Here is a 19,612-nt window from a genome sequence, read left to right as displayed (position 1 = left end):
GCGATCGTGTCGCCTCCGTTTGATAGGCATTGAGGCCGTGAGGCCTATATGGTTTGGTTAGGTCAGGTGACCGGCCAGTTGTCGCTACGGCGCTTCCAACCCTCGGTGTAATGCTCGGGCATGCCGGCGGACTGGGGCAACTCGTCGAGACGCATCAGGAAGATATCGTGCTGGATCGCCTGTTCGCTGGTATAGACCTTGTCGTTGACGAATTCGGGCGGCACGCCACGGATGCCAGACAGCCGGCCGATGCGCCACTCTTCATCGATCTTGGTACAGATGACGATCAGCTTGCCCGCCGGGGACTCGCCACGCATGCGCAGCAGCACCCGCTTCAGCAGCGGGTTTTCATGGACGCCACCGCTGATGACGGTCGTGTCGCCAGGAGTCTCGCATTTGAGAATCGAGAAGCCGGCAACGCCTTCCATGGAATCGGTGCAGGCCTTGTGTTCGGCGATCAGGGCTTCGCGCTCCGGAGAGCCGGGAGGCGGAATTTCAATCATGTGGTTCTCTTTCCGTCGTGTTTCGATGTTGCGTTTGTGCAGGCGTCAGACAGTCAGGTGTTTTTCGACCACCTCGTCGGTCAGGGCCGAAATCGGGCCGCTTTCGACGATGCGGCCATTGTCCATCATCACGAAGCTGTCACTGAGGCTTCGGGCGACCTTGATGTGCTGTTCGGTCAGGATCAGCGTGATGCCGAACTGCTTGTTCAGCGTTCTGAGTTTCTCGCCGATCTCGGCGACGATGTTGGGCTGGATGCCCTCCGTCGGCTCGTCGAGCAGCAGGATCTGAGGATCGACGGCCAGCGCCCGCGCGATCGCCAGCTGCTGCTGCTGGCCACCGGACAACAGGCCGGCGCGGCGGCCAAGGTTTTCCTTCAGATAGGGAAACAGCTCCAGGCATATCTCAGGGATCGCCCGATTGCCGTCGGAGCGGGCGAACGTGCCGAGCAGGATGTTCTCCCGCACCGTGAACTTGCCGAGGATCTGGCGACCCTGCGGAATGTAACCGATGCCCGACTTTGCCCGCTCGTCCGTGCGACGAGAAGAAAGATCGGTGCCGTCGAGGCTGATCCTTCCCGTCGTCCGGTCGGTCAGGCCCATGATAGTGCGGACCAGCGTCGTCTTGCCGACGCCGTTGCGGCCGAGCACGCACAGGCAGCTTCCCTTTTTGACCCCGACGCTGACATCGCGAAGAATGCGTGTCGCGCCGTAGAAGGAGGAGACGTTTTGCAGATCTATCAGCATCAGTGTTCCTCCGTACCGAGATAGACGTCCCGGACCCTCTGGTCCGCCTCGATCGTCTCGATCGTGCCCTGCGCGAGCAGCGAGCCCATGTGCATGACGGTCACGACATCGGCGATTTCGCGCACGAAGCCCATGTCGTGTTCGACCACGATCAGCGTCTTGGATTTTTTCAACGTCTTGAGTATGTGCGCCGTCTTTTCGACTTCCTGCTCGGTCATGCCGGCAACCGGCTCGTCGAGCAGCAGCAGCGCCGGGTCCTGCATCAGCACCATACCGATCTCCAGCCACTGCGTTTCACCATGCGAAAGCGTGCCGGCGACGACGTCGAGCCGCCGCGACAGGCCGACCTGGTCGGCCACGTCGCCCATGCGTTCGTGACAGGCCCTGGACGAAAAACTGAAGAGATTCCTGATCGCGTTGACCTGGATCGAATAGGCGACTTCCAGATTCTGCCGGACGGTGAGTTCCTTGAAGACGGCGGGAATCTGGAACTTCCGGCCGAGGCCGCGCTGGGCGATGGTGTTCTCGCCGAGGCCGGTGATATCGTCGCCGCGAAAGACGATGCGGCCCGATGTCGGCTTCTGCCGCCCGGTGATCAGGTCCATCGTGGTGGTCTTGCCGGCACCGTTCGGGCCGACCAGGCAGCATAGCGTCATCTCGACCACTTCGAGGCTGAAGTCGTTGATGACTTTGACGGCATCGAAGTTCTTTTGCAGATTGTGGATTTCCAGTACGCCCGGCATGTCAGTTCCCCTGCACGTTGGCTTGCGGCGCGAGATCCATCTCGGGCTTGGCCTTGCCCGGCGCGGTCAGTCTGCCGAGGATCGTCTCGACCAAACCGGCCAGTCCGCCGGGAAGGAAGCGGACGACGAGGATGAAGAAGAAACCCAGCATGAGGATCCAGGTGTTGAGAAATTGATCGCCGAGATAGCTCTGCGCACCCTGAACGAGGAATGCGCCCAGGATCGCCCAGAGCAGCGAGCCCCGCCCGCCGATGGCCGCCCAGATAACCATTGAGATCGAGAAGCCGACGTCGAACTGGCCGGGCGAGACATATTGCGTGAGAAAGGCGAAGCAGCAGCCGGCCAGCGCCGCGATGAAGCCGGAGATCGTATAGATCAGCGTCTCGTAGACCGCGACATTGTAGCCGAGGAAGCGAACCCGCTCGGCATCGTTCTTCTGCGCCTGAACGATCAGGCCGAACTTGCTCTGCGTCACCAGCTTGGCCCCCACGGTCGTCAGCAGCAGCACGGCGTAGACGGTCCAGAACGACGTGGTGGAATAGGGATCGATGACGAAGTCGCCGATCATCAACGGGTTGGGCGGCGTAATCCCGTTGACGCCGTTGGTATAGGCCTGCAGGTCGATGAAGACGGTGTAGACGGCGCTCAGCATGGCGAGCGTCATGATCGAGAAGAACGGGCCGGATACGCGTGCCTGAAACATCAGCGCGCCGAAGATCAGGCAATAGAGCGTCGGCACGGCAAGCGCCAGGAAGATGCCGAAACCGGTGCTCCAGAACGGCTCCCAGACAGCCGGCAGGCTTTCGAGCCCGTTGTTCAGCATGAAGGGCGGGATGGGATCCGCGACACTCTGCGACTGCATCTGCATGGTCATCGCCATGCCGTAGGCTCCGAGGCCGAAGGCGACGCCCTGGCCGAGATTGAGGATGCCGCCAAAGCCCCAGCACAGGCTGAGCGACAGTGCCAGAATGCCATAGACGCCGTACGTGGATAGCTGGTTGAGCAGGAACGCATCGTCGAGGCCGAGCGGGATCAGCGCGATCAGGCCGAAGAAGACGGCATAGGCTGCCCATTGCAACATCTTGTTATGATAGGGGTTCTGCGTCATGTGCTGCGCTACTCCAGGGAAACTTTACTTGCGAACTCTGTTCAACGTCGTGTGGCGCCGGCTCCGATCAGCCCCTGTGGCCGGAAGCGCAGGAAAACCACGATCAGGATGAACACCAGGAAGCGGGCGAACGTGTCGTTGAAGATGAAGGCGAAGATCGATTGCATCTGGCCGGTCAGGCCGCTGGCGATGACGCTGCCCATCAGGCTGCCGCCGCCGCTGACCACCATCAGGAACGCCTCGACGACGTAGCTCATGCCCATGGTGGGAAGCACGATGTTGAGCACCCCGAACAACGCACCGGCGGCACCCGCCAGACCCGCGCCGATGGCAAACGTCATCGAATAGACGCGGCTGGCATTAATACCAAACGAAGCCGCCATCTCCTTGTTCTGCGTCACCGCGCGGACCTTGATGCCGAACGAGGTACGGTAGAAGAGCGCCCATGTACCTGCCACGAAGAGTGCCGCGACGATGAGCACGAAGATGCGGAAGATAGAGACATTGATCGGTCCCATCGCCAGGTTGGTCGACAGGAACTCGGGCATCTGGATGTATTTCGGGTCGCTGCCGAAGATCAGCCTTACCCCCTGCATCAGCACCAGCGAGACGCCCCAGGTGGCCAGCAGCGTGTCGAGCGGCCGGCGATAGAGATGGCGGATGAGCAGATACTCGATCACCGCTCCGATCAGCGCCACCACCACGAAGGACAAGGGAATACAGAGGAAATAGGGAATGCCGAGCGAGGATTGCAGCATGTAGGTGGAATAGGCGCCGAGCATGATGAACTCGCCATGCGCCATGTTGATCACGCCGGCCGTGCCGTAGATGATCGCCAGGCCAAGGGCGGCGACGAGAAAGATACTGCCGATGCTGATGCCGAGAATGATCGCATTGATGACGGCGCCGATATCCATCGTGTCACTCCGTTTCATTGGTCCGCCGATATCGGCCCGCCTCCAGAGCATTTTCGTTCCTCTTCGAGTCGCGAAAATCCTCTATCTGTTTGTTTTTGCTCAATTCCAGGCGGAAAACCGCTACGCGTTGTTCCTGGAACTGCTCGAGGTCAGGCCGCCGCCCGGTGACGGGCGGCGGCCTGACTGGGATCAGATGACGTTCGTCTTGACCGTGCCGCTCGGGGTCTTCAGTCCGTCCGCTGTGCAGGTGCCGACGTCCGGATAGATCGAGTACGGATCCGGAGCGACATGCTCGGGCGCTTCCTTAACAATCTTGAAGCTGCCGTCGCCCTGGCACTGACCGATCTTGGGCACCAGCCAGCAGTTGAAGTTGTCCTTGTCGATCCAGATCAGGCCTTCCGGCGAGACATCGGCCTCGACGCGGATACCGGCGGCGGCATTGCGGATCTTGCGAGGCGTGACGTCGTCGATGCCGTGTTCGGCGATCGCTTTTTCGAGCGCGCCCTTGAAAACATAGGCCGAGGTATAGGTCTCTTCCATGTTGTAATGAGTGGTGCCGTTCTTGCCGTATTTGCTCGACAGGAACTTGTCGACGAACTTCTTGTTGGTTTCGTTCTCCAGCCCCTGGAAATAGGGGGCCGACAGGAAGTGACCGGCGCCATATTCGGCACCCATCGCCTTGGTCTCGATTTCACCCGTGGTCAGCGAGGCGATCGGCATCGTGTCCGCCGACAGGCCGGCCTGCTTGAACTGGCGGTGGAAGGCGATGTCGGAGGCGCCGACGACGGTCGAGAAGATAAAATTCGGCTTTGCGGCACGGATCTTTTCGATGACCGGGCCGAACTCGGAAGAGCCGAGCGGCACATATTCCTCGCCGAGAAGTTCGCCATTGGCTTTCTCAAGCCAGATCTTGGCATTCTTGTTGGATTCCTTCGGCCAGACATAGTTGGAGCCGACGAAGAACACCTTGGGGCCAAATTTCTCGACCATGAACGGGATGAGGTCCTTGGAATGCTGGTTGGCCAGCGGGCCGGTGCAGATGGTGTTCTGCGTGCATTCCGCACCTTCGTAGCAGGTGGGATAAAACAGCAGATTGTCCTGCTGCATGACGATCGGCAGGATCGCCTTGCGGCTGGCCGAGGTGTAACAGCCGAAGATTGAGATGACCTTGTCGCGCAGGATCAGTTCTCGGGTCTTTTCGGAATAGACCTTGAAGTCGGACTTGGCATCGATGATGACAGGCTCGATCGGAGAACCGGCAATGCCGCCGGCGGCATTGATCTCGTCGATCGCATATTGCATCACCAGCGTGGAATCTTCTTCCGGAACGGCCAGGCCGCCGGTCAGCGAGAACAGCAGGCCGATCTTGATCGGCTCGCCCTTCTTGAGCGTGGCACCCCAGGCTTCCTTCTGCATCGGGATCCAGACATGCGGCGCCGCGACTGCGACCGCCACCACCGAAGCTCCCTTGAGCAATTTCCTTCGCGTTAGTTTCATTTCAGCCGTTCCCCTTTTGATTGGCACGAAATCTCGTCTGATGTTCCTGCATTTTCAGCAGCGCCCTTGCCGGCGCCTTCAGTAAACGAACAGTATTTTTGAAATTTCGTCAACGCAAAAATTCATATACGGAAATAGATATTCCTGTAGATAAAATAGACCATAAATATATCTGCAATAAACATTGTCGACGAATAGATAAGTTGTTCCACTAATCCATTCGCTCCCATATTTTATATTCTTATAGAATACCTACGTATTTGATCAGTGAGCGCCTCATATGTTGAATCTCATTAGTTTTCCTTGCGCGAAACAAACGCTTCCTGCGCCGGGCACGGCCAAAGCCGTCGGGAATTATGTGCTGCTGAATTGCGGCTTGGCGGGCGATAAGCTGGTGACTTTCTGCCGCGAAAAACACGACGAAGAGACCCGCTGAGATTCATATTTCGAAACGCTTGCGAAGACCGCATCCGACAGCCCTGTCGGAGAAAAACGAAAAAGCCCGAGCGCTCAATCAAGAGCGCATCGGGCTTCCCAGCCTTGTGTGGAACGACAGCACTGTCAGGACCACCGGGGAACCGGAAGCAGACCGGTTCGAATTTGCAGATGGAAGGGGATCACTTTTTTTGCGGAAATGCAAGAGTGGAATTGCTGCAGTGCAAAACGGACGAGAATGCCTATTGCATCGCCCGCCGGAAAGTGCTCTCCTTCGCTGGTGCACGATTGGTGCACGTCGAATTTGCCGGCTGGGACAGTGTTGTCGCGCCGCATGGGCAAGGAAGCCCGGGACACTCCTGACGGAGGTCCCGGGCTTTTTTATTGTGCCGACATGGTCGTCGGCCCTGGATACCGCACCCGACTGCGTTTCCCGCAATGCCAGGTCCAGAGCCCGGCGTAACTCGGCATGGTGCGAAAAACACCGGCCTTGGCGTCTCGTTCGGCAATTCGCGTTACGTGCGGATGACCTGGGGGCATCCCAACTCGGAAGAGTAACCATCTCCTTCAAAATGAGGAACTCGCGATGCAACATGGTGATATCGTGTCCACCAAGGACTCCGTTGGGGTCGCCGTCGTCAACTACAAGATGCCGCGGCTGCACAGCCGCGCCGAAGTACTCGCCAATGCCCGCAAGATTGCCGAAATGATGATCGGCATGAAGCAGGGGCTGCCGGGCATGGACCTTGTCATCTTCCCCGAATACTCGACGCACGGCATCATGTACGACGCCGCAGAGATGTATGAAACGGCCTCGATGATCCCCGGCGAGGAGACCGAGATCTTCGCCGATGCCTGCCGCATGGCCAAATGCTGGGGCGTCTTCTCGCTGACAGGCGAACGCAATGAGGATCACCCCAACAAGGCGCCCTACAACACGCTGATCCTGATGAACGACAAGGGAGAGATCGTCCAGAAATACCGCAAGATCATGCCCTGGGTGCCGATCGAGGGCTGGTATCCCGGCGATTGCACTTATGTGTCCGAAGGACCGAAAGGCATGAAGATCTCGCTCATCATCTGCGACGATGGCAACTACCCTGAGATCTGGCGCGACTGCGCGATGAAGGGCGCCGAACTGATCGTGCGCTGCCAGGGCTACATGTATCCCGCCAAGGAACAGCAGATTACCATGGCCAAGGCTATGGCTTGGGCCAACAACTGCTATGTCGCGGTGGCCAATGCCACCGGGTTCGACGGAGTCTACACCTATTTCGGCCATTCGGCGATCGTCGGCTTCGACGGCCGCTCGCTGGGCGAATGCGGCACCGAGGAGATGGGCATCCAGTTCGCTCAGCTCTCCGTGCCGCTGATCCGCGAGGCACGCGCGAAGGGCCAGGCCCAGAACCACCTCTACAAGCTCCTGCATCGCGGCTACACCGGCATGATCAATTCCGGCGAGGATCCCCGCGGCACCTGTGCCCTGCCCTTTGAATTCTACAAGAAGTGGGTCAACGATCCAGAAGGCACCCGCGACATGGTCGAGGCGCTGACCCGCGATGCGCCTGGCGTCGAGGACAGCCCGATCGAGGGCATCCCGACGAAGATCGCCGCCGGGCATCGGTGAGTGTATCTGAGGCGCACGGCCGTTGACCGGCAGTCGGATATACTCCTTCTGCCTAGCCCGGCTGCTTTAGGGTCTGAACATTCGCTAACCAGTTTGCGCGGAGGCAGCCATGCGCTCCCTCTTCTCCCCGGCGAGAAGAAGAGGGAGCCGGCAACACCCTAGCAATCCAGAACGCCTTGTCCCGGAGTGATCACTGGTGAATCTCGACTCCTACTTTGTGACCGAACAACCCTATTATGCCGCTGTCGCCGACGAGATCGGGGCCTTTGAGGCAGCCTTTGCCGAGCGGCTGCCGCTGATGCTGAAGGGACCAACGGGATGCGGCAAGACCCGCTTCATCGAATACATGGCCTGGCGGCTCAAACGTCCGCTGATCACCATCGCCTGCCATGAGGATATGACGGCCGCCGATCTGGTGGGGCGCTATCTGCTCGATGCGGAGGGCACGGTCTGGAGGGATGGACCGCTGACCGAGGCGGTGCGCGGCGGCGCCATCTGCTATCTCGACGAGATCGTCGAGGCCAGGCAGGACACGACCGTGGTCATCCATCCACTCACCGACCAGCGCCGCGTGCTGCCACTCGAAAAGAAGAACGAACTGGTGGCCGCCCACCCGGATTTCTTCGTGGTGATCTCCTACAATCCCGGCTACCAGAGCGCCGTCAAGGATCTCAAGGAATCGACCAAGCAACGCTTCGCCGCCATCGACTTCACCTATGCCGACAGCGAGCGCGAAGCAGAAATCGTTGCTGACGAGGCGGGAATCGAGGCTCCACTGGCCGCCCAACTGGTCCGAATCGGCCAGGCATCGCGCAACCTGGGCGGCAAGGGTCTCGACGAAGGGGCATCCACCCGAACGCTGATCCGTGCCGGAAAGCTAATTTCGCGCGGCATTGCGCCCCACAAGGCCTGCGAAATGGCCATCATCGCACCGCTGACGGATGATCCGGACCTGCGCGGCGCGCTGCGCTCGGTGGTATCGGCGTGCCTCTAGGCTTGGAGATGGTCGCGGCGGGCCATCCGGACGCCGCGGTGTTGCAGCATCATTTTGCTATGCGCCCGCGCCTGCTCGCGGATTACGAACGAACAGGCGTAGCGCTTTCTCGCCATCTCGATCCGATCTCTCTGTCGGAATGGCTGGCCGCGACGCGGTTGTTCTACGAAGCCAACGCCGGGGAGGCCGTGCTGGCCCGGCTCTGGCAGCTGCAGCGTCATGCCCTGCCGGGCGCTACGGCTGCCACCGTCATCGCATTGGGCCGGGCGACCCACCAACTCTGCCTGGAGTGCGGATCGTCAGGAACCATCGCCGTTCTCGATGCGATCGAAAGCACCATGCCCTATGGCAGCGACGGTCTGACGGCCTCGATCTACCTTTCCAGCGTGGCTATCCACGCGGCGCGCGCCCCTGAGATTGTGCCGCATGTCGCCCCGAAGACGGCGTTTCTGATATCGCGGCTCGCGGCGGAGGACGTGGCTGCCTGGTTCGAGGACGGCCTTCGCCTTTATCCTCGGGATCGGGCAAAGCGCATCGCCTATTTTCGCCTGGAGGATCCACTGGCCCGCACCCGGCTTGCATTTCACGAGGGCCGGACACGCTTCGCATCCCACGAAACCCGGCTGAGGCACCTTGCGCGCAGTCTCTGGAACAGCGACCTCGATGTGCAGGAACTGCCCGTGCCGTCGGGCGCCGCGGAACGGGGCAGCATCCGGCTGGCGGGAAGCACGGTCCTCATTCCGGAGAACCTGCCGCGCGTACCCGCAGCGCAGGCGACGGCATTCTTCGAAGCCGCGATCATGCACGCGATGGCCCACAGGCGCTTCACAACAAGGCGATTCCCGCTAGCCGGCATGAAGCCGATGCAGCTGGCGCTCACCGCGCTGATCGAGGATGCGCGCATCGAACGTCTGGCGGCAAGGTCGTTTCCGGGGCTCGGCCGCCTCTGGCGGCGTCAGCATGTCGAACCGGCGACATCGGCGCGCTCCTGCGCCTCACTGTTCGCCCGGCTGGCCCGTGCGCTGGCCGATCCCGACTTCGCCGATGCCGACAGGTGGATCGTCAAAGGCCGCGCGATGTTCGAGACCGCTTTCAGGAAAGACCCGCTCGACCAGGACCTGTCGATGCCTATCGCCCGCATCCTCGGCCACGACCTCGGTCAGGCACGTATCCCGTTTCCGGCGAAATCGCATGTGGTCGAACCCGCCTATCGCGACGACGGGCTCGGGCTGTTCGATCTCGACGACCAGACATCCGCCGATCCCGAAACGCTTGAAATCCTGCTTGATGCGGCCCGCATGGAGCAACGCGACAGCGCCGAGGCGCCGGACAGCGGCGCACAGGCTCCAGACCAGATCCAGAGCGCCCGTTCACAGCAAGCGGACGCGGAGCAGAACGGTGCTCCGATCGCCGTTTACCCCGAATGGGACTATAGGCTCCAGACGAACGCGCACGCCGCGGCAAGCGTCTTCGACGCACCGGTCCGCGCGGAGCCCGTTCCGAACTGGCTGACGCAGCAACTGGAGGATCACGGCCCGGCGGCGGCGCGAATTCGCGGGCTTGTTCGCGGAGCCCGCGTGGGCCGGACGATCCGGCGGCGTCACCTTCTGGACGGTGACGAGCTGGATATGGAAGCGGTTCACGACACCCGTGTCGCAAGACGCGCAGGCACCGTGCCGGACCCGCACATCTATGCCAGCAAGCGCCGCATCGATCGTGACGTCGCCATCGCGCTGCTAATCGACACCTCGCAGTCGACGGGCGATCTGCTGTCAACCGGTGAGACGACGATCCTGCAGATGGCAGCGCTGTCTTCGGCCCTGACGGGCAAGGCACTGGCCACGCTCGGCGATCCCTTCGCCATCCATGCCTTCTCATCGAACGGCCGTGACGACGTTCGGCTGGCCACTGTGAAGGCATTCGGGGAAGACGGCGAGGCTATGATCGCACGGCTGGCGGGCCTTCGCCCGGCGAGCTCAACCCGTCTCGGCGCAGCCATCAGGCATGTCGCGACAGAGCTCGACCGACAGCGGACGCTGAGGAAACTGATGATCGTCATCACCGATGGCGAACCGTCGGACATCGACGAAACCGATCCGCTCTACCTCGCGGAGGACGCACGCCAGGCCGTGACCGAGGCTCGCCGGCAGGGGCTCGACCTGTTTTCGGTAGCGTTGGGCGCAAAGGCGGCCGGTGCGGCGGCTGTCATTTTCGGAAAGCGCAACACGCTTGCCGTCGAACGCATAGAGGACCTGGCCGCCAGGCTCGCCGGGTTGTATTTCCGGCTGACGGTCAGGTGAGACGTTAGGTGTATAGCAGAGGCCTTTCGGTTTCCGGATCATCTGCTTGGCGAGAAAGGTCCTCTCTGGCCTGCCGGCCATCTTCTCCGCGAGGGAGAGGGGAAACGTATCGCCACAAGGTAACGCCCATCCGACAATTACAAGACCTGTCAGACGAATTCATATCATACCGCGCCGGTGAGAATGCCGAGCCCCAGCAGGGCTGAGATTCCGCCGGCGGCCCGCAGGAGTGGCATGCCGCTACGTTCTCCGAGACGCGTCAGCTGCAGGCCGGCGCCAAGCCCGCCGAGATGCAGAAGCGCGGTTGCCGACAGGAAGCCCAGCGCATAGCTGAGGGCGACAGCAGTTCCGGGCATTTCCAGTCCGTGCGCATGACCATGGAAGATTGCGCCGGCGGCGGCGAGCACGATCGCAGGTAGCAGAGGTGATCTGAACGACAGGCTGACCGTCAAACCGAGCACGATGATCGAGGCGGCTATGCCGATCTCGACCAAGGGCAGGTCGATTCCACCAATTCCGAGCGCGCCGCCGGCGGCCATGAACAGGATGAACGTGACCGGCAGCAGCCAGCGGGCGGCACCGCCCGCCTGCCAGCCCAACGCTCCGACCAGCACCATGGCGGCGATATGGTCGAGACCGGAGAAGGGATGGGCAAAACCGTGCGCGAAGCCGTGGGTCGCGCCGATGCCGGTATGGGCCATGGTGATGGCAGGCGAGGCGAGGAGCGCTAAGGCGAGGAAGAGAATTCTCGAAAATCTGGCCATTTTGCTCTGGTTCCTTGTTATCCGCATGGGAAGGCAGGTCATTTTCGTCTCGGTGCCGGGGCGACGCCGAAAGCGGCGGCGACGCAGGCGTTGAAAATGCCATCGGACACGGCACGCGCCGCTATCGCGTGTTGAGCCAGGCATCGCACGCACCATCCGGCAGCATTGGGAAGACTGCTGACACCGACAATCGCGCCGGCAACCTCTCCGGCAGCCGCGAGTTGATCGCTGCCCGGCAGTCGGCCGGCCGGGCCGAGGAGCATGAAACTCGCACAGACCGTCCACGCACCGACCGGCGAGGCGTCGCCGGCGAGCGCCGCGCCTTTCAGGCTGGACCGGTCCAGCACAAGCGTTCTGCCTCGCGCATCGGAGACGACGATATCGGATGCCAGCGTGTCGAACATTCGGTCTCTGGCAGCGGGATCGTGGGTCGCAAATGCGTCCTGCAGCAACACCACCGCGCCTTCCGCCAGGCGCACGGACAGTTCCGACGTGAGCGCGGCACCTGGGAACAGGATAAGCGGATCTGGCGTATAGGCGAGGAAACTCCCCTCTCCAGCCTCGATGCCGACTGTCTGGCTGGCCGGCAACCCCTGGCAGTCATGAACAACGGTTGCCGCCTGCGTCGTGACATGGGCGCCTGCGCCCCGCTTCAGTTCCAGCCGGCTGGTCAGGCGGTCCGAACGATAGAGTCCGCCTGACGACGATTGCTGGTAGACGGTTAGCAGCGACGGAATTGCGGGATCGAGCGCGAACGGCCGGGTAAAGTGGAAGGGATAGGAGACGAATTGGCGACCGATGCAGCTTCTGTCGCCATCGCGACGGAATTCGAGGTCGAAACGACCGTGTCGCGCGCCCACCGCCAAGTCGTGTCGCGGAACGGGATCGGGTCGCCAGTGCTGCATCATCGAAACAACAATTCCCGGACAATGCGGTCGGCGATCGCGTCGACGCCGTCGCCGGTCCGGCAATTGGTCAGCGCCATCGGCTTGCCGGATCGCACGGCTAACGCTTCGGCCGTCATCCGGTCGAGGTCGACGCCGACATGCGGCGCGAGGTCCTTCTTGTTGACCACCAGCAGGTCGCATTTCAGCACGCCGGGGCCTTTCTTTCGGGGAATGTCGTCGCCGCCGGCGACATCGATGACGAACATCCACCAGTCGACGAGATCGAGCGAGAATGTCGAGGCGAGATTGTCGCCGCCGCTTTCGATCAGGATCAACTCGACATCGGGAAACAACATTTCGAGGTCGTCTGCGGCGGCGATGTTGAGCGTCGGATCTTCCCGGATGACAGTATGCGGGCAGGCACCGGCCTCGACTGCGGCGACGCGCGCCGGATCGATCAGCCCGGAGCGACGGATACGCTCGGCATCTTCAGCCGTCACCAGGTCGTTGGTGACGATGGCGATGGAGACACCCCTGGCCGCAAGCGCCGGTATGAGGCGCTCGATCAGAGCCGTCTTGCCCGACCCCACCGGACCACCGATGCCGACGCGGGCCGCACCCACGCGCGCCGTCGCGGAAACCTCTATGGATGGATGGATGTTCATCGCCCTCACCTAAGCATGTAGCGTTGCGTGAGCGGCAGTTCGCGCGCCGGCTCGCAGGTTGCGAGAACGCCGTCGACGAAGACGTCGAAGGTCTGCGGATCGACGCGGATATCGGGACAGGCATCGTTGTGCAGCATGTCGGCCTTGGTCAGTGCCCGCGTGCCACGCGACGGCAGCAGGGCCTTCTTGAGATCGAGCGTTTCGGAAAGCCCCGCCTCGATCGCCAGCGGATTGACGAAGCAGGCCGACAGTGCCTGTTTTGCGCGCCCGAATGCGCCCCATTGCGGCCTCAGCATCAGCGGCTCACAGGTCATCAGCGACGCGGCGCTGTCGCCCATCGCGCCCCAGGCGATGAAGCCGCCCTTGATGATCAACTCCGGCTTGATGCCAAAGAAGGCCGGCCGCCAGAGCACGATATCGGCCATCTTGCCGTCCTCGAGCGACCCGACATGCTCCTGGATACCGAAGGTACGGGCGGCATTGATGGTGTATTTGGCGATGTAGCGCTTGATGCGCTCGTTGTCGCCGAAACGGGTCGCCTCCTCGGGCAACCGTCCGCGCTGCTTTTTCATCTTGTCGGCCAGTTGCCATGTCCGGCAGATGACCTCGTTGATGCGGCCCATGCCCTGGCTGTCGGAACCGAGCATCGAGATCGCGCCGATATCGTGAAGGATGTCCTCGGCGGCGATCGTCTGCGCGCGGATGCGGCTTTCGGCGAAGGCGACGTCCTCGGGTACGGCAGGATTGAGGTGATGGCACACCATGGTCATGTCGAGATGTTCGTCGAATGTGTTGACCGTATAGGGATTGGTCGGGTTGGTGGACGAAGGCAGGCACCATGGCAGGCCCGCGACCCGGATAATGTCAGGCGCGTGTCCGCCGCCGGCCCCCTCCGTGTGGTACATATGGATGGTCCGGCCATCGATGGCGGCGAGCGTATCCTCGAGAAAGCCGGATTCGTTCAGCGTGTCGGTGTGGATCTGGACCGGAAAGTCGAGTTCGTCGGCCACAGTCAGGCAGGTGTCGATCGCCGCCGGCATGGTGCCCCAGTCCTCATGCAGCTTGAGGCCGAGGCAGCCCGTCTTCATCTGCTCCACGAGAGAGGCCGGCTTATGGGAATTGCCGCGGCCGAGAAAGCCGAAATTGACGGGCCACTGCTCCGCCGCCTGCAGCATCTTGCCAACATTGAAGGGGCCGCCGCAATCGATGCCGACCGTGATCGGACCGAGCGAGCCGCCCAGCATCGTGGTGATACCGGAGGCAATTGCATGTTCGACAAGCTGGGCGCTGTCGAAATGCACATGCACGTCGATGGCGCCTGCAGTGGCGATCATGCCTTCGCAGTCGCGCACCGTCGTGGCCGCCGAAACGACGAGGCGCGGATCGACCCCCTCCATGACAGCCGGATTGCCTGCCTTGCCGACGCCGACGATCCGTCCGTTGCGGATGCCGAGATCGCCCTTGACTATGCCGAGCACGGCGTCGATCACCACCACGTTGCACAGCAGGAAATCGAGCGCGCCTTCGGCGCTGGTCACGCCTGCCGCCAGCCCCGCGCCGTCGCGCAGCGTCTTGCCGCCGCCGTGCAGGCATTCGTCGCCATAGACGGCGTGGTCCTTTTCGACCACCGCGACCAAGCTGGTATCGCCAAGCACTACCCCGTCGCCGACGGTCGGACCGTACATGGCCGCATACTCCCGACGTGTCATCGTTGCCATATCAGATATCCCTCAAGCGCCACGAAACTGATGCTGCCGCGCATTGGCCAGCGCGCGCGCTTTGACGCCCTCGTCATCCGCTGCGCCGTCGGTCAGCCCGTTCAACCCTGACAGGTGGCGGGCGCCGCCGAACTCGGTCAGGTCGACGTTCTTGCGCTGCCCCGGCTCGAACCGCACCGCGGTTCCCGCCGGGATATCGAGCCTGAGGCCGAAAGCGGCTTCGCGATCGAACTCCAGCGCCTTGTTGACCTCGAAGAAATGATAGTGGCTGCCGACCTGCACCGGTCGATCGCCTGTATTGACCACCTCCAGCCCGAGCTTGCGGCGGCCGGCATTGAGCTCGATGTCGCCGTCCTCGCAGATGAACCGGCCCGGTTCGAATGTATCGCCCGTTGCCTCCGCCGAGGGCCGAATCGGCATGTGCACCGTCACCAGTTTGGTGCCATCGGGGAATGTTGCCTCGACCTGCAACATCGGCAGCATCGCGGCGACGCCTTCCATCACGTCGTCCTGCGACAGTATCTGCGAGCCGAACGACATCATGTCGGCCACAGACCGTCCCTCGCGCGCGCCTTCGAGTATCTCGTCGGAGATCAGCGCGACGGCCTCCGGATAGTTGAGCCGCAGCCCCTTGGTCCGCCGTTTGCGCGCCAGTTCGGCGGCGGTATAGATCGTCAGCCGTTCCATTTCCGTCGGTGTGAGCAGCATTGGCGGATCCTTTGCCAGACTAGTTTGAAAACAGCCTCTGCTCGGACCGGCCATGCAGGAGCACGGCGATCTCGGCCAACGGCACGAAAGAGGACAGCCGGTCGTCGTCGCCGATGTCCTCAGCGGCAATCTCCTCGACGAGGGGCAGCGAGCGGCCGACAATCGCCTGCGCCTCGATAGCGCCGACGATACCAAGCCGAACGGCCGCCGTTGCCAGTGCCATGACGCACTGGTAGCCCGAGACGGTGATGGTGGTGGCCTCGTCGAGGCCGATGCCACGCCAGGCCAGCCCCTGCACAACGGCCATGTGTCCAGGCGCGCGGCCCGCGCGCACCAGGCTGCGATAGGCGGATACCTGCGGGGTCGCCAAGCGTCCGTGCGCGGTCAGAAGTGCCACGCCGTTGCGGCGCGAGCCGAGCCGCAAGGGTTCGGCCGGGGTCGAGGCTTCAATCTCAAGGTCGAGTTCCATGGTTGCCACGAGATCCCCGCCGAGACGGTGGCTCCTGATCATCGCCACGCAATCGGCACGCGCCCAGCGATGGCGAATCTGACCGCGGATGAAGGTTTCGAGATCGAACGGTCCGAGATGCCCCTGCAACTGCGAGGCGGCTTCGAGCCCCTGCGAAAAGGCGAAGCCGCCGGACGGAAATGCACTATCGCCATGCTGCAGTGCCAGAAGCATGGCGCGGGCGGGTATCGTCATTGCCCGGCCTCGACGAGGCTGACGCGACCGGCGGCGATCATCGGCGCGATTCTGTCGGTGTAATTGCCTGTTGGTCCATTCTGCGCCACCAGCAGGTCGGTGCCGCTGAAGCGCACCCGCCAATGCAGGTTTCCGGCGTGGTATCCCAGTTCGAGCGCATCTTCCGTGTTGCGCGGCGAAAGCCTCAGCCAGCGCTGTTCGCCAGCGCGCACGACGATCGCCTTGTCGTCGTCGGCCAGCAGCACTGCGCCGTCGGCCAGTTTCTGGTCGCGCGGCAGGGCAATTGCCACCTCGGCGCCGGTATCGGTGCGGGCCACCAGCCTGTGCCGGTCGAGATCCTCAGCTGATATGGTGACGAAATCGACATGGCCGTGATGGCTTATATGATGGATTCGCTCGGCCATCGCGGCTTGCGAGATGTTTCCGAGGATCGCTTCGACGCGGAGCATGAGCAGGCTCTTTCCTCACAAGAGTTTATAAGACCCGCGAAAAGGCGCACAGTTCGGTCGCAGGCCGTGGAGAGTGGGGGAGCGGTCGGCATTGACCTAAAGTCGACGGGAGGCCTTTTGTGACAAACAAAAAAACCCGCCAACTCACTCAAGAGTTCACGGGCTGCCCAGCCTTGAAGCGAGCAACGACACTGTTACTGGCCAATGTCGCGGACTTTTCGGACCGCGCATCAAAGAGTCTATGCAGGTGTCCGTTTCGAGTCAAGCATAGTCGGTGCCGTGAGCAGGGCTATCGCGTTTGACCGATAACGAATCTCGTGAAGGCGTCGGACCATCCTGATCGTTTTCTTCGAATGGTGACGATGGCGTAATTGCTGCCGGCATGTCCCAGTCACCCCGATGGTGGCAGACTGGACCCGGTGACAACGGGAGAACATGGTCGCGATGCAGACATCGCGCCCTGGGAGAAGATCGACAGGGTCGTGCTGTCCCTTGCCAGCTTGATCGGCAGACCGCGGCAAGGATTTCAACGTGCGCATGCTTTCCACGCTCGACCGGAACCGGCAGGTCGGCAGCGACAGCGCGACATGGCTCGACCGGGAACTCACGTCACGCGACAGGACGCCACTTTCCGGGGATTCAGGCGATTGTCGCAACACTTTACGAAGAGGCCTGCGATGAACAGTCAAAGGCGCGTTTCCATCGGTCTAGGGAGCGCCAATGAGATCACCTAACCGCTCCCGTTATGATCGCCATCAACATATCCTCCACGGCGTCCATCGTGCCGTCCTCTTGTGCATTGGCGCGCAGTGCCTTCACGCGAAGTGCGGTTCCGTCAAATGTCAGCATCAGCAGGTGGGCGAAGGCTTTCAGTCTGGGATCGCCGGCTTCGTATCCGCCGACCGATTTGAGGACAATCTGCTCGATCTTGTCCTCGGCCCATGTCAGTAGGTCGGGACGATATTTGTCTTTCGGCTTTATTGCAGCCAACGCCTCCATCAGCGCTGCCGTATAACCCGTTTGATCTATGGCGATGTCTCGTAAGATGCCCTGGACGAGATACCGGATTTTCTTGTCGCGCGTTGGCTGTCGCTTCACCCTGCGTTCCAACGCCAGGAACTGGTCCTTGAACCAAGGGTCGTAGATCGCGAAGTAGATTTCAAGTTTGGATACGAAATAGACATAGACGTTGGACGGCGCGATTCCGGCGCCCTTGGCGATCCTGCCGATCGTCGTATCCAGGTATCCATTCGCTGAAATTTCAGTTGCGGCCGAGGCCAATATGGCTTCCCTGACGGCCTCGCTTTTTACACGCACCACTGATGCCTCGCCTGTCCGTTTGTTCGTTCATGCGGCGCGCCGCATGGTCGCCCCGACGATCAGATAACTCAATTCAAAAACGAATACCATTCGGTATTGACAAGCAGGCATAACTTCATTTCATTAACGAATGCCATTCGCTTATCAAGTGCGGGACAACCGCCACCGCGAGGGCCTGGAGGTTTGATGTAATTGGCTGAGTGCGGCAGCGGCCGATCGGGCAGGAATGCCGAGGTCACTGCGCTCGACCCAATCTCTTGCATGAAGGCCGAGTGGATCTCATCCGGCCTTATCAAAAAAAAATAGGGGAACCAAATGAGATTGCTGACAAAGTTGAAATCACTCGTTGCGGCTGCGGCGGTTGTGGCGGCCAGCGCAGCGCAGGCCGAGGAGCCTGTTCGCATTGGCTATTCCATGTCGCTGACTGGCCTTTTCGCGCAAGCGGCACCGTCGCAGGTCAATGCCTATGAACTCTGGAAGGACAAGGTCAACGCCGCAGGCGGCCTCGATGTCGCCGGCACGAAGCGACTCGTCGAATTCGTCACCTATGACGATCAGTCCAATCCGGCCAACGCCGTCCGCATCTATGAAAAGCTGATCACCGAGGACAAGGTCGATCTGCTCGCCGCGCCCTGGAGCACGCCGATACACTTGGCGCTTGCCCCGATCCTCAGCCGCCACAAGTTCCCGATGGTCGGCAACACGGCCGCCTCGGTGCAACTGCGCGAGATCGCGCCGGGCTACATCTGGTTCCCCACCGCCGTCATTCCTGACAAGGTCGGTGAAGAGCTGGCGGCCTTCATGAAGAGCAAGGACATCAAATCGGCGGCGATCCTGTCGAACGTCCTGCCGTTGTCGCAGGAGATCAAGAGCTTCCTGGTGCCGGCGCTGGAAAAGCACGGCATCAGCATATCGGTCAATGAGAACTATCCGCCCGACATCAAGGATATGACCACGCTGCTGACGCAGGTCAACGAAACCGCGCCGGACGCCGTCATCGTGCTGAGCTATCCGGCGGACTCCTTCCTGTTTGCTGCGCAGGCCAAGGAACTTGGCATCAAGGCACCCTTCGTCCTGTCCCTGATCGGCGCGACCTTCGGCTCTTATCAGCAAGCGCTGGGCGAAAGCGTCAACAACATGGTCACGGTTGGTCACTGGTCGCCGAACCAGGCCGATTGGCCAAAGGCAAAACCGTTCTTCGAGGCCTACAAGGCGAAGTACAACGAGGCTCCCGACGCACTCGACAGCGTTCTCGCCTACATGTCGCTCGAAATCCTCGAGCAGGCGGTCGCCAAGGCCGGCCTGGACAAGGAAAAGATCCGCGAGGCGGTCTCGACCATGACGTTCGACACGATCAACGGCCCGGTCAAGTTCGAAGGCGTTCAGAACTCCGTCACGCCGACGTCGTTCCTGCAAATCCAGGACGGCTCGCTGGAACTGGTCTGGCCGGACTCGGTCAAGACGAAGGATTTCCGCCCGAAGACCGGGTGGTAAGCGGCCGGCCGGCGAAAGCCGGCCAGTCCTCCTTCC

Annotated in this window: 19 protein-coding genes; 5 read left to right on the top strand and 14 right to left on the bottom strand. The window is 61.7% G+C overall.

What is annotated here, in order from left to right; translation table 11 throughout:
* Positions 1-62: 62 nt before the first annotated feature.
* The 6 genes from BM413_RS24615 to BM413_RS24590 form a co-directional block, all read right to left on the bottom strand.
* Positions 63-503, bottom strand: a complete 441-nt coding sequence (locus BM413_RS24615) for a N,N-dimethylformamidase alpha subunit family protein (RefSeq protein WP_091917498.1) — start codon at positions 501-503, stop codon at positions 63-65.
* A 45-nt stretch (positions 504-548) separates the two neighbouring features.
* Complete coding sequence (gene urtE, locus BM413_RS24610; RefSeq protein ID WP_091917497.1) at positions 549-1,247, bottom strand: urea ABC transporter ATP-binding subunit UrtE; 699 nt, start codon at positions 1,245-1,247, stop codon at positions 549-551.
* The gene (gene urtD / locus BM413_RS24605; RefSeq protein ID WP_091917496.1) at positions 1,247-1,990 is read right to left on the bottom strand and encodes an urea ABC transporter ATP-binding protein UrtD; all 744 of its coding nucleotides are present in this window, start codon (positions 1,988-1,990) and stop codon (positions 1,247-1,249) included. The genes urtE and urtD overlap by 1 nt, the downstream gene beginning before the upstream one ends.
* Before the next feature lies 1 nt (position 1,991).
* Positions 1,992-3,098 (bottom strand): urea ABC transporter permease subunit UrtC, encoded by a 1,107-nt coding sequence (gene urtC / locus BM413_RS24600; protein ID WP_091917495.1) that lies wholly within the window; start codon positions 3,096-3,098, stop codon positions 1,992-1,994.
* Positions 3,099-3,139: 41 nt separating this feature from the next.
* The gene (gene urtB, locus BM413_RS24595) at positions 3,140-4,015 is read right to left on the bottom strand and encodes an urea ABC transporter permease subunit UrtB (protein WP_091917494.1); all 876 of its coding nucleotides are present in this window, start codon (positions 4,013-4,015) and stop codon (positions 3,140-3,142) included.
* A 189-nt stretch (positions 4,016-4,204) separates the two neighbouring features.
* Positions 4,205-5,512 carry a transporter substrate-binding domain-containing protein gene (locus BM413_RS24590; RefSeq protein ID WP_175544426.1) on the bottom strand — a complete coding sequence of 436 codons (1,308 nt, stop codon included), beginning with the start codon at positions 5,510-5,512 and terminating at the stop codon, positions 4,205-4,207.
* 280 nt (positions 5,513-5,792) lie between these two features.
* On the opposite strand from BM413_RS24590, the gene BM413_RS33245 reads away from it, so the two are divergent.
* The 4 genes from BM413_RS33245 (at position 5,793) to BM413_RS24575 (ending at position 10,868) form a co-directional block, all read left to right on the top strand.
* On the top strand, positions 5,793-5,948 hold the full coding sequence (locus tag BM413_RS33245) for a hypothetical protein (protein ID WP_175544425.1): 156 nt from the start codon (positions 5,793-5,795) through the stop codon (positions 5,946-5,948).
* Between the two features lie 585 nt (positions 5,949-6,533).
* Positions 6,534-7,574 (top strand): aliphatic amidase, encoded by a 1,041-nt coding sequence (locus BM413_RS24585; protein WP_091917493.1) that lies wholly within the window; start codon positions 6,534-6,536, stop codon positions 7,572-7,574.
* 196 nt (positions 7,575-7,770) lie between these two features.
* Entirely contained in the window at positions 7,771-8,568 is a 798-nt protein-coding gene (locus tag BM413_RS24580) for a CbbQ/NirQ/NorQ/GpvN family protein (protein WP_091917492.1), read from the top strand.
* Positions 8,559-10,868, top strand: a complete 2,310-nt coding sequence (locus tag BM413_RS24575) for a nitric oxide reductase activation protein NorD (protein WP_139238644.1) — start codon at positions 8,559-8,561, stop codon at positions 10,866-10,868. The genes BM413_RS24580 and BM413_RS24575 overlap by 10 nt, the downstream gene beginning before the upstream one ends.
* A 164-nt stretch (positions 10,869-11,032) precedes the next feature.
* On the opposite strand, the gene BM413_RS24570 is transcribed toward BM413_RS24575, so the two are convergent.
* From BM413_RS24570 to BM413_RS24535, 8 genes are all read right to left on the bottom strand, one after another.
* Positions 11,033-11,632, bottom strand: coding sequence for a HupE/UreJ family protein (locus tag BM413_RS24570; RefSeq protein ID WP_091917490.1), 600 nt, complete (start codon positions 11,630-11,632; stop codon positions 11,033-11,035).
* 38 nt (positions 11,633-11,670) lie between these two features.
* Entirely contained in the window at positions 11,671-12,540 is an 870-nt protein-coding gene (locus BM413_RS24565) for an urease accessory protein UreD (protein ID WP_244538012.1), read from the bottom strand.
* Complete coding sequence (gene ureG, locus BM413_RS24560; RefSeq protein ID WP_091917489.1) at positions 12,537-13,184, bottom strand: urease accessory protein UreG; 648 nt, start codon at positions 13,182-13,184, stop codon at positions 12,537-12,539. Before ureG ends, BM413_RS24565 begins: the two co-directional genes overlap by 4 nt.
* A 5-nt stretch (positions 13,185-13,189) precedes the next feature.
* The gene (gene ureC, locus BM413_RS24555; protein WP_091917488.1) at positions 13,190-14,902 is read right to left on the bottom strand and encodes an urease subunit alpha; all 1,713 of its coding nucleotides are present in this window, start codon (positions 14,900-14,902) and stop codon (positions 13,190-13,192) included.
* A gap of 12 nt (positions 14,903-14,914) precedes the next feature.
* Entirely contained in the window at positions 14,915-15,610 is a 696-nt protein-coding gene (locus BM413_RS24550) for an urease subunit gamma (protein ID WP_091917487.1), read from the bottom strand.
* A gap of 19 nt (positions 15,611-15,629) precedes the next feature.
* Positions 15,630-16,313, bottom strand: coding sequence for an urease accessory protein UreF (locus BM413_RS24545; protein WP_244538011.1), 684 nt, complete (start codon positions 16,311-16,313; stop codon positions 15,630-15,632).
* Positions 16,310-16,762 (bottom strand): urease accessory protein UreE, encoded by a 453-nt coding sequence (gene ureE / locus BM413_RS24540; RefSeq protein ID WP_091917486.1) that lies wholly within the window; start codon positions 16,760-16,762, stop codon positions 16,310-16,312. Before ureE ends, BM413_RS24545 begins: the two co-directional genes overlap by 4 nt.
* A 726-nt stretch (positions 16,763-17,488) precedes the next feature.
* Complete coding sequence (locus BM413_RS24535; protein WP_175544424.1) at positions 17,489-18,079, bottom strand: TetR/AcrR family transcriptional regulator; 591 nt, start codon at positions 18,077-18,079, stop codon at positions 17,489-17,491.
* A gap of 318 nt (positions 18,080-18,397) precedes the next feature.
* Between BM413_RS24535 and BM413_RS24530 the strand changes: the two genes are divergently transcribed.
* A complete protein-coding gene (locus BM413_RS24530) occupies positions 18,398-19,576 on the top strand; it encodes an amino acid ABC transporter substrate-binding protein (RefSeq protein ID WP_091917484.1) in 1,179 nt (392 codons plus the stop codon).
* Positions 19,577-19,612: the final 36 nt, after the last annotated feature.

Source organism: Mesorhizobium sp. YR577 (assembly GCF_900116595.1).
GTDB lineage: Bacteria > Pseudomonadota > Alphaproteobacteria > Rhizobiales > Rhizobiaceae > Mesorhizobium_M.
The sequence above is the reverse complement of the archived record's forward strand: the minus strand, read 5'-3'. Positions and strand labels throughout refer to the sequence as shown.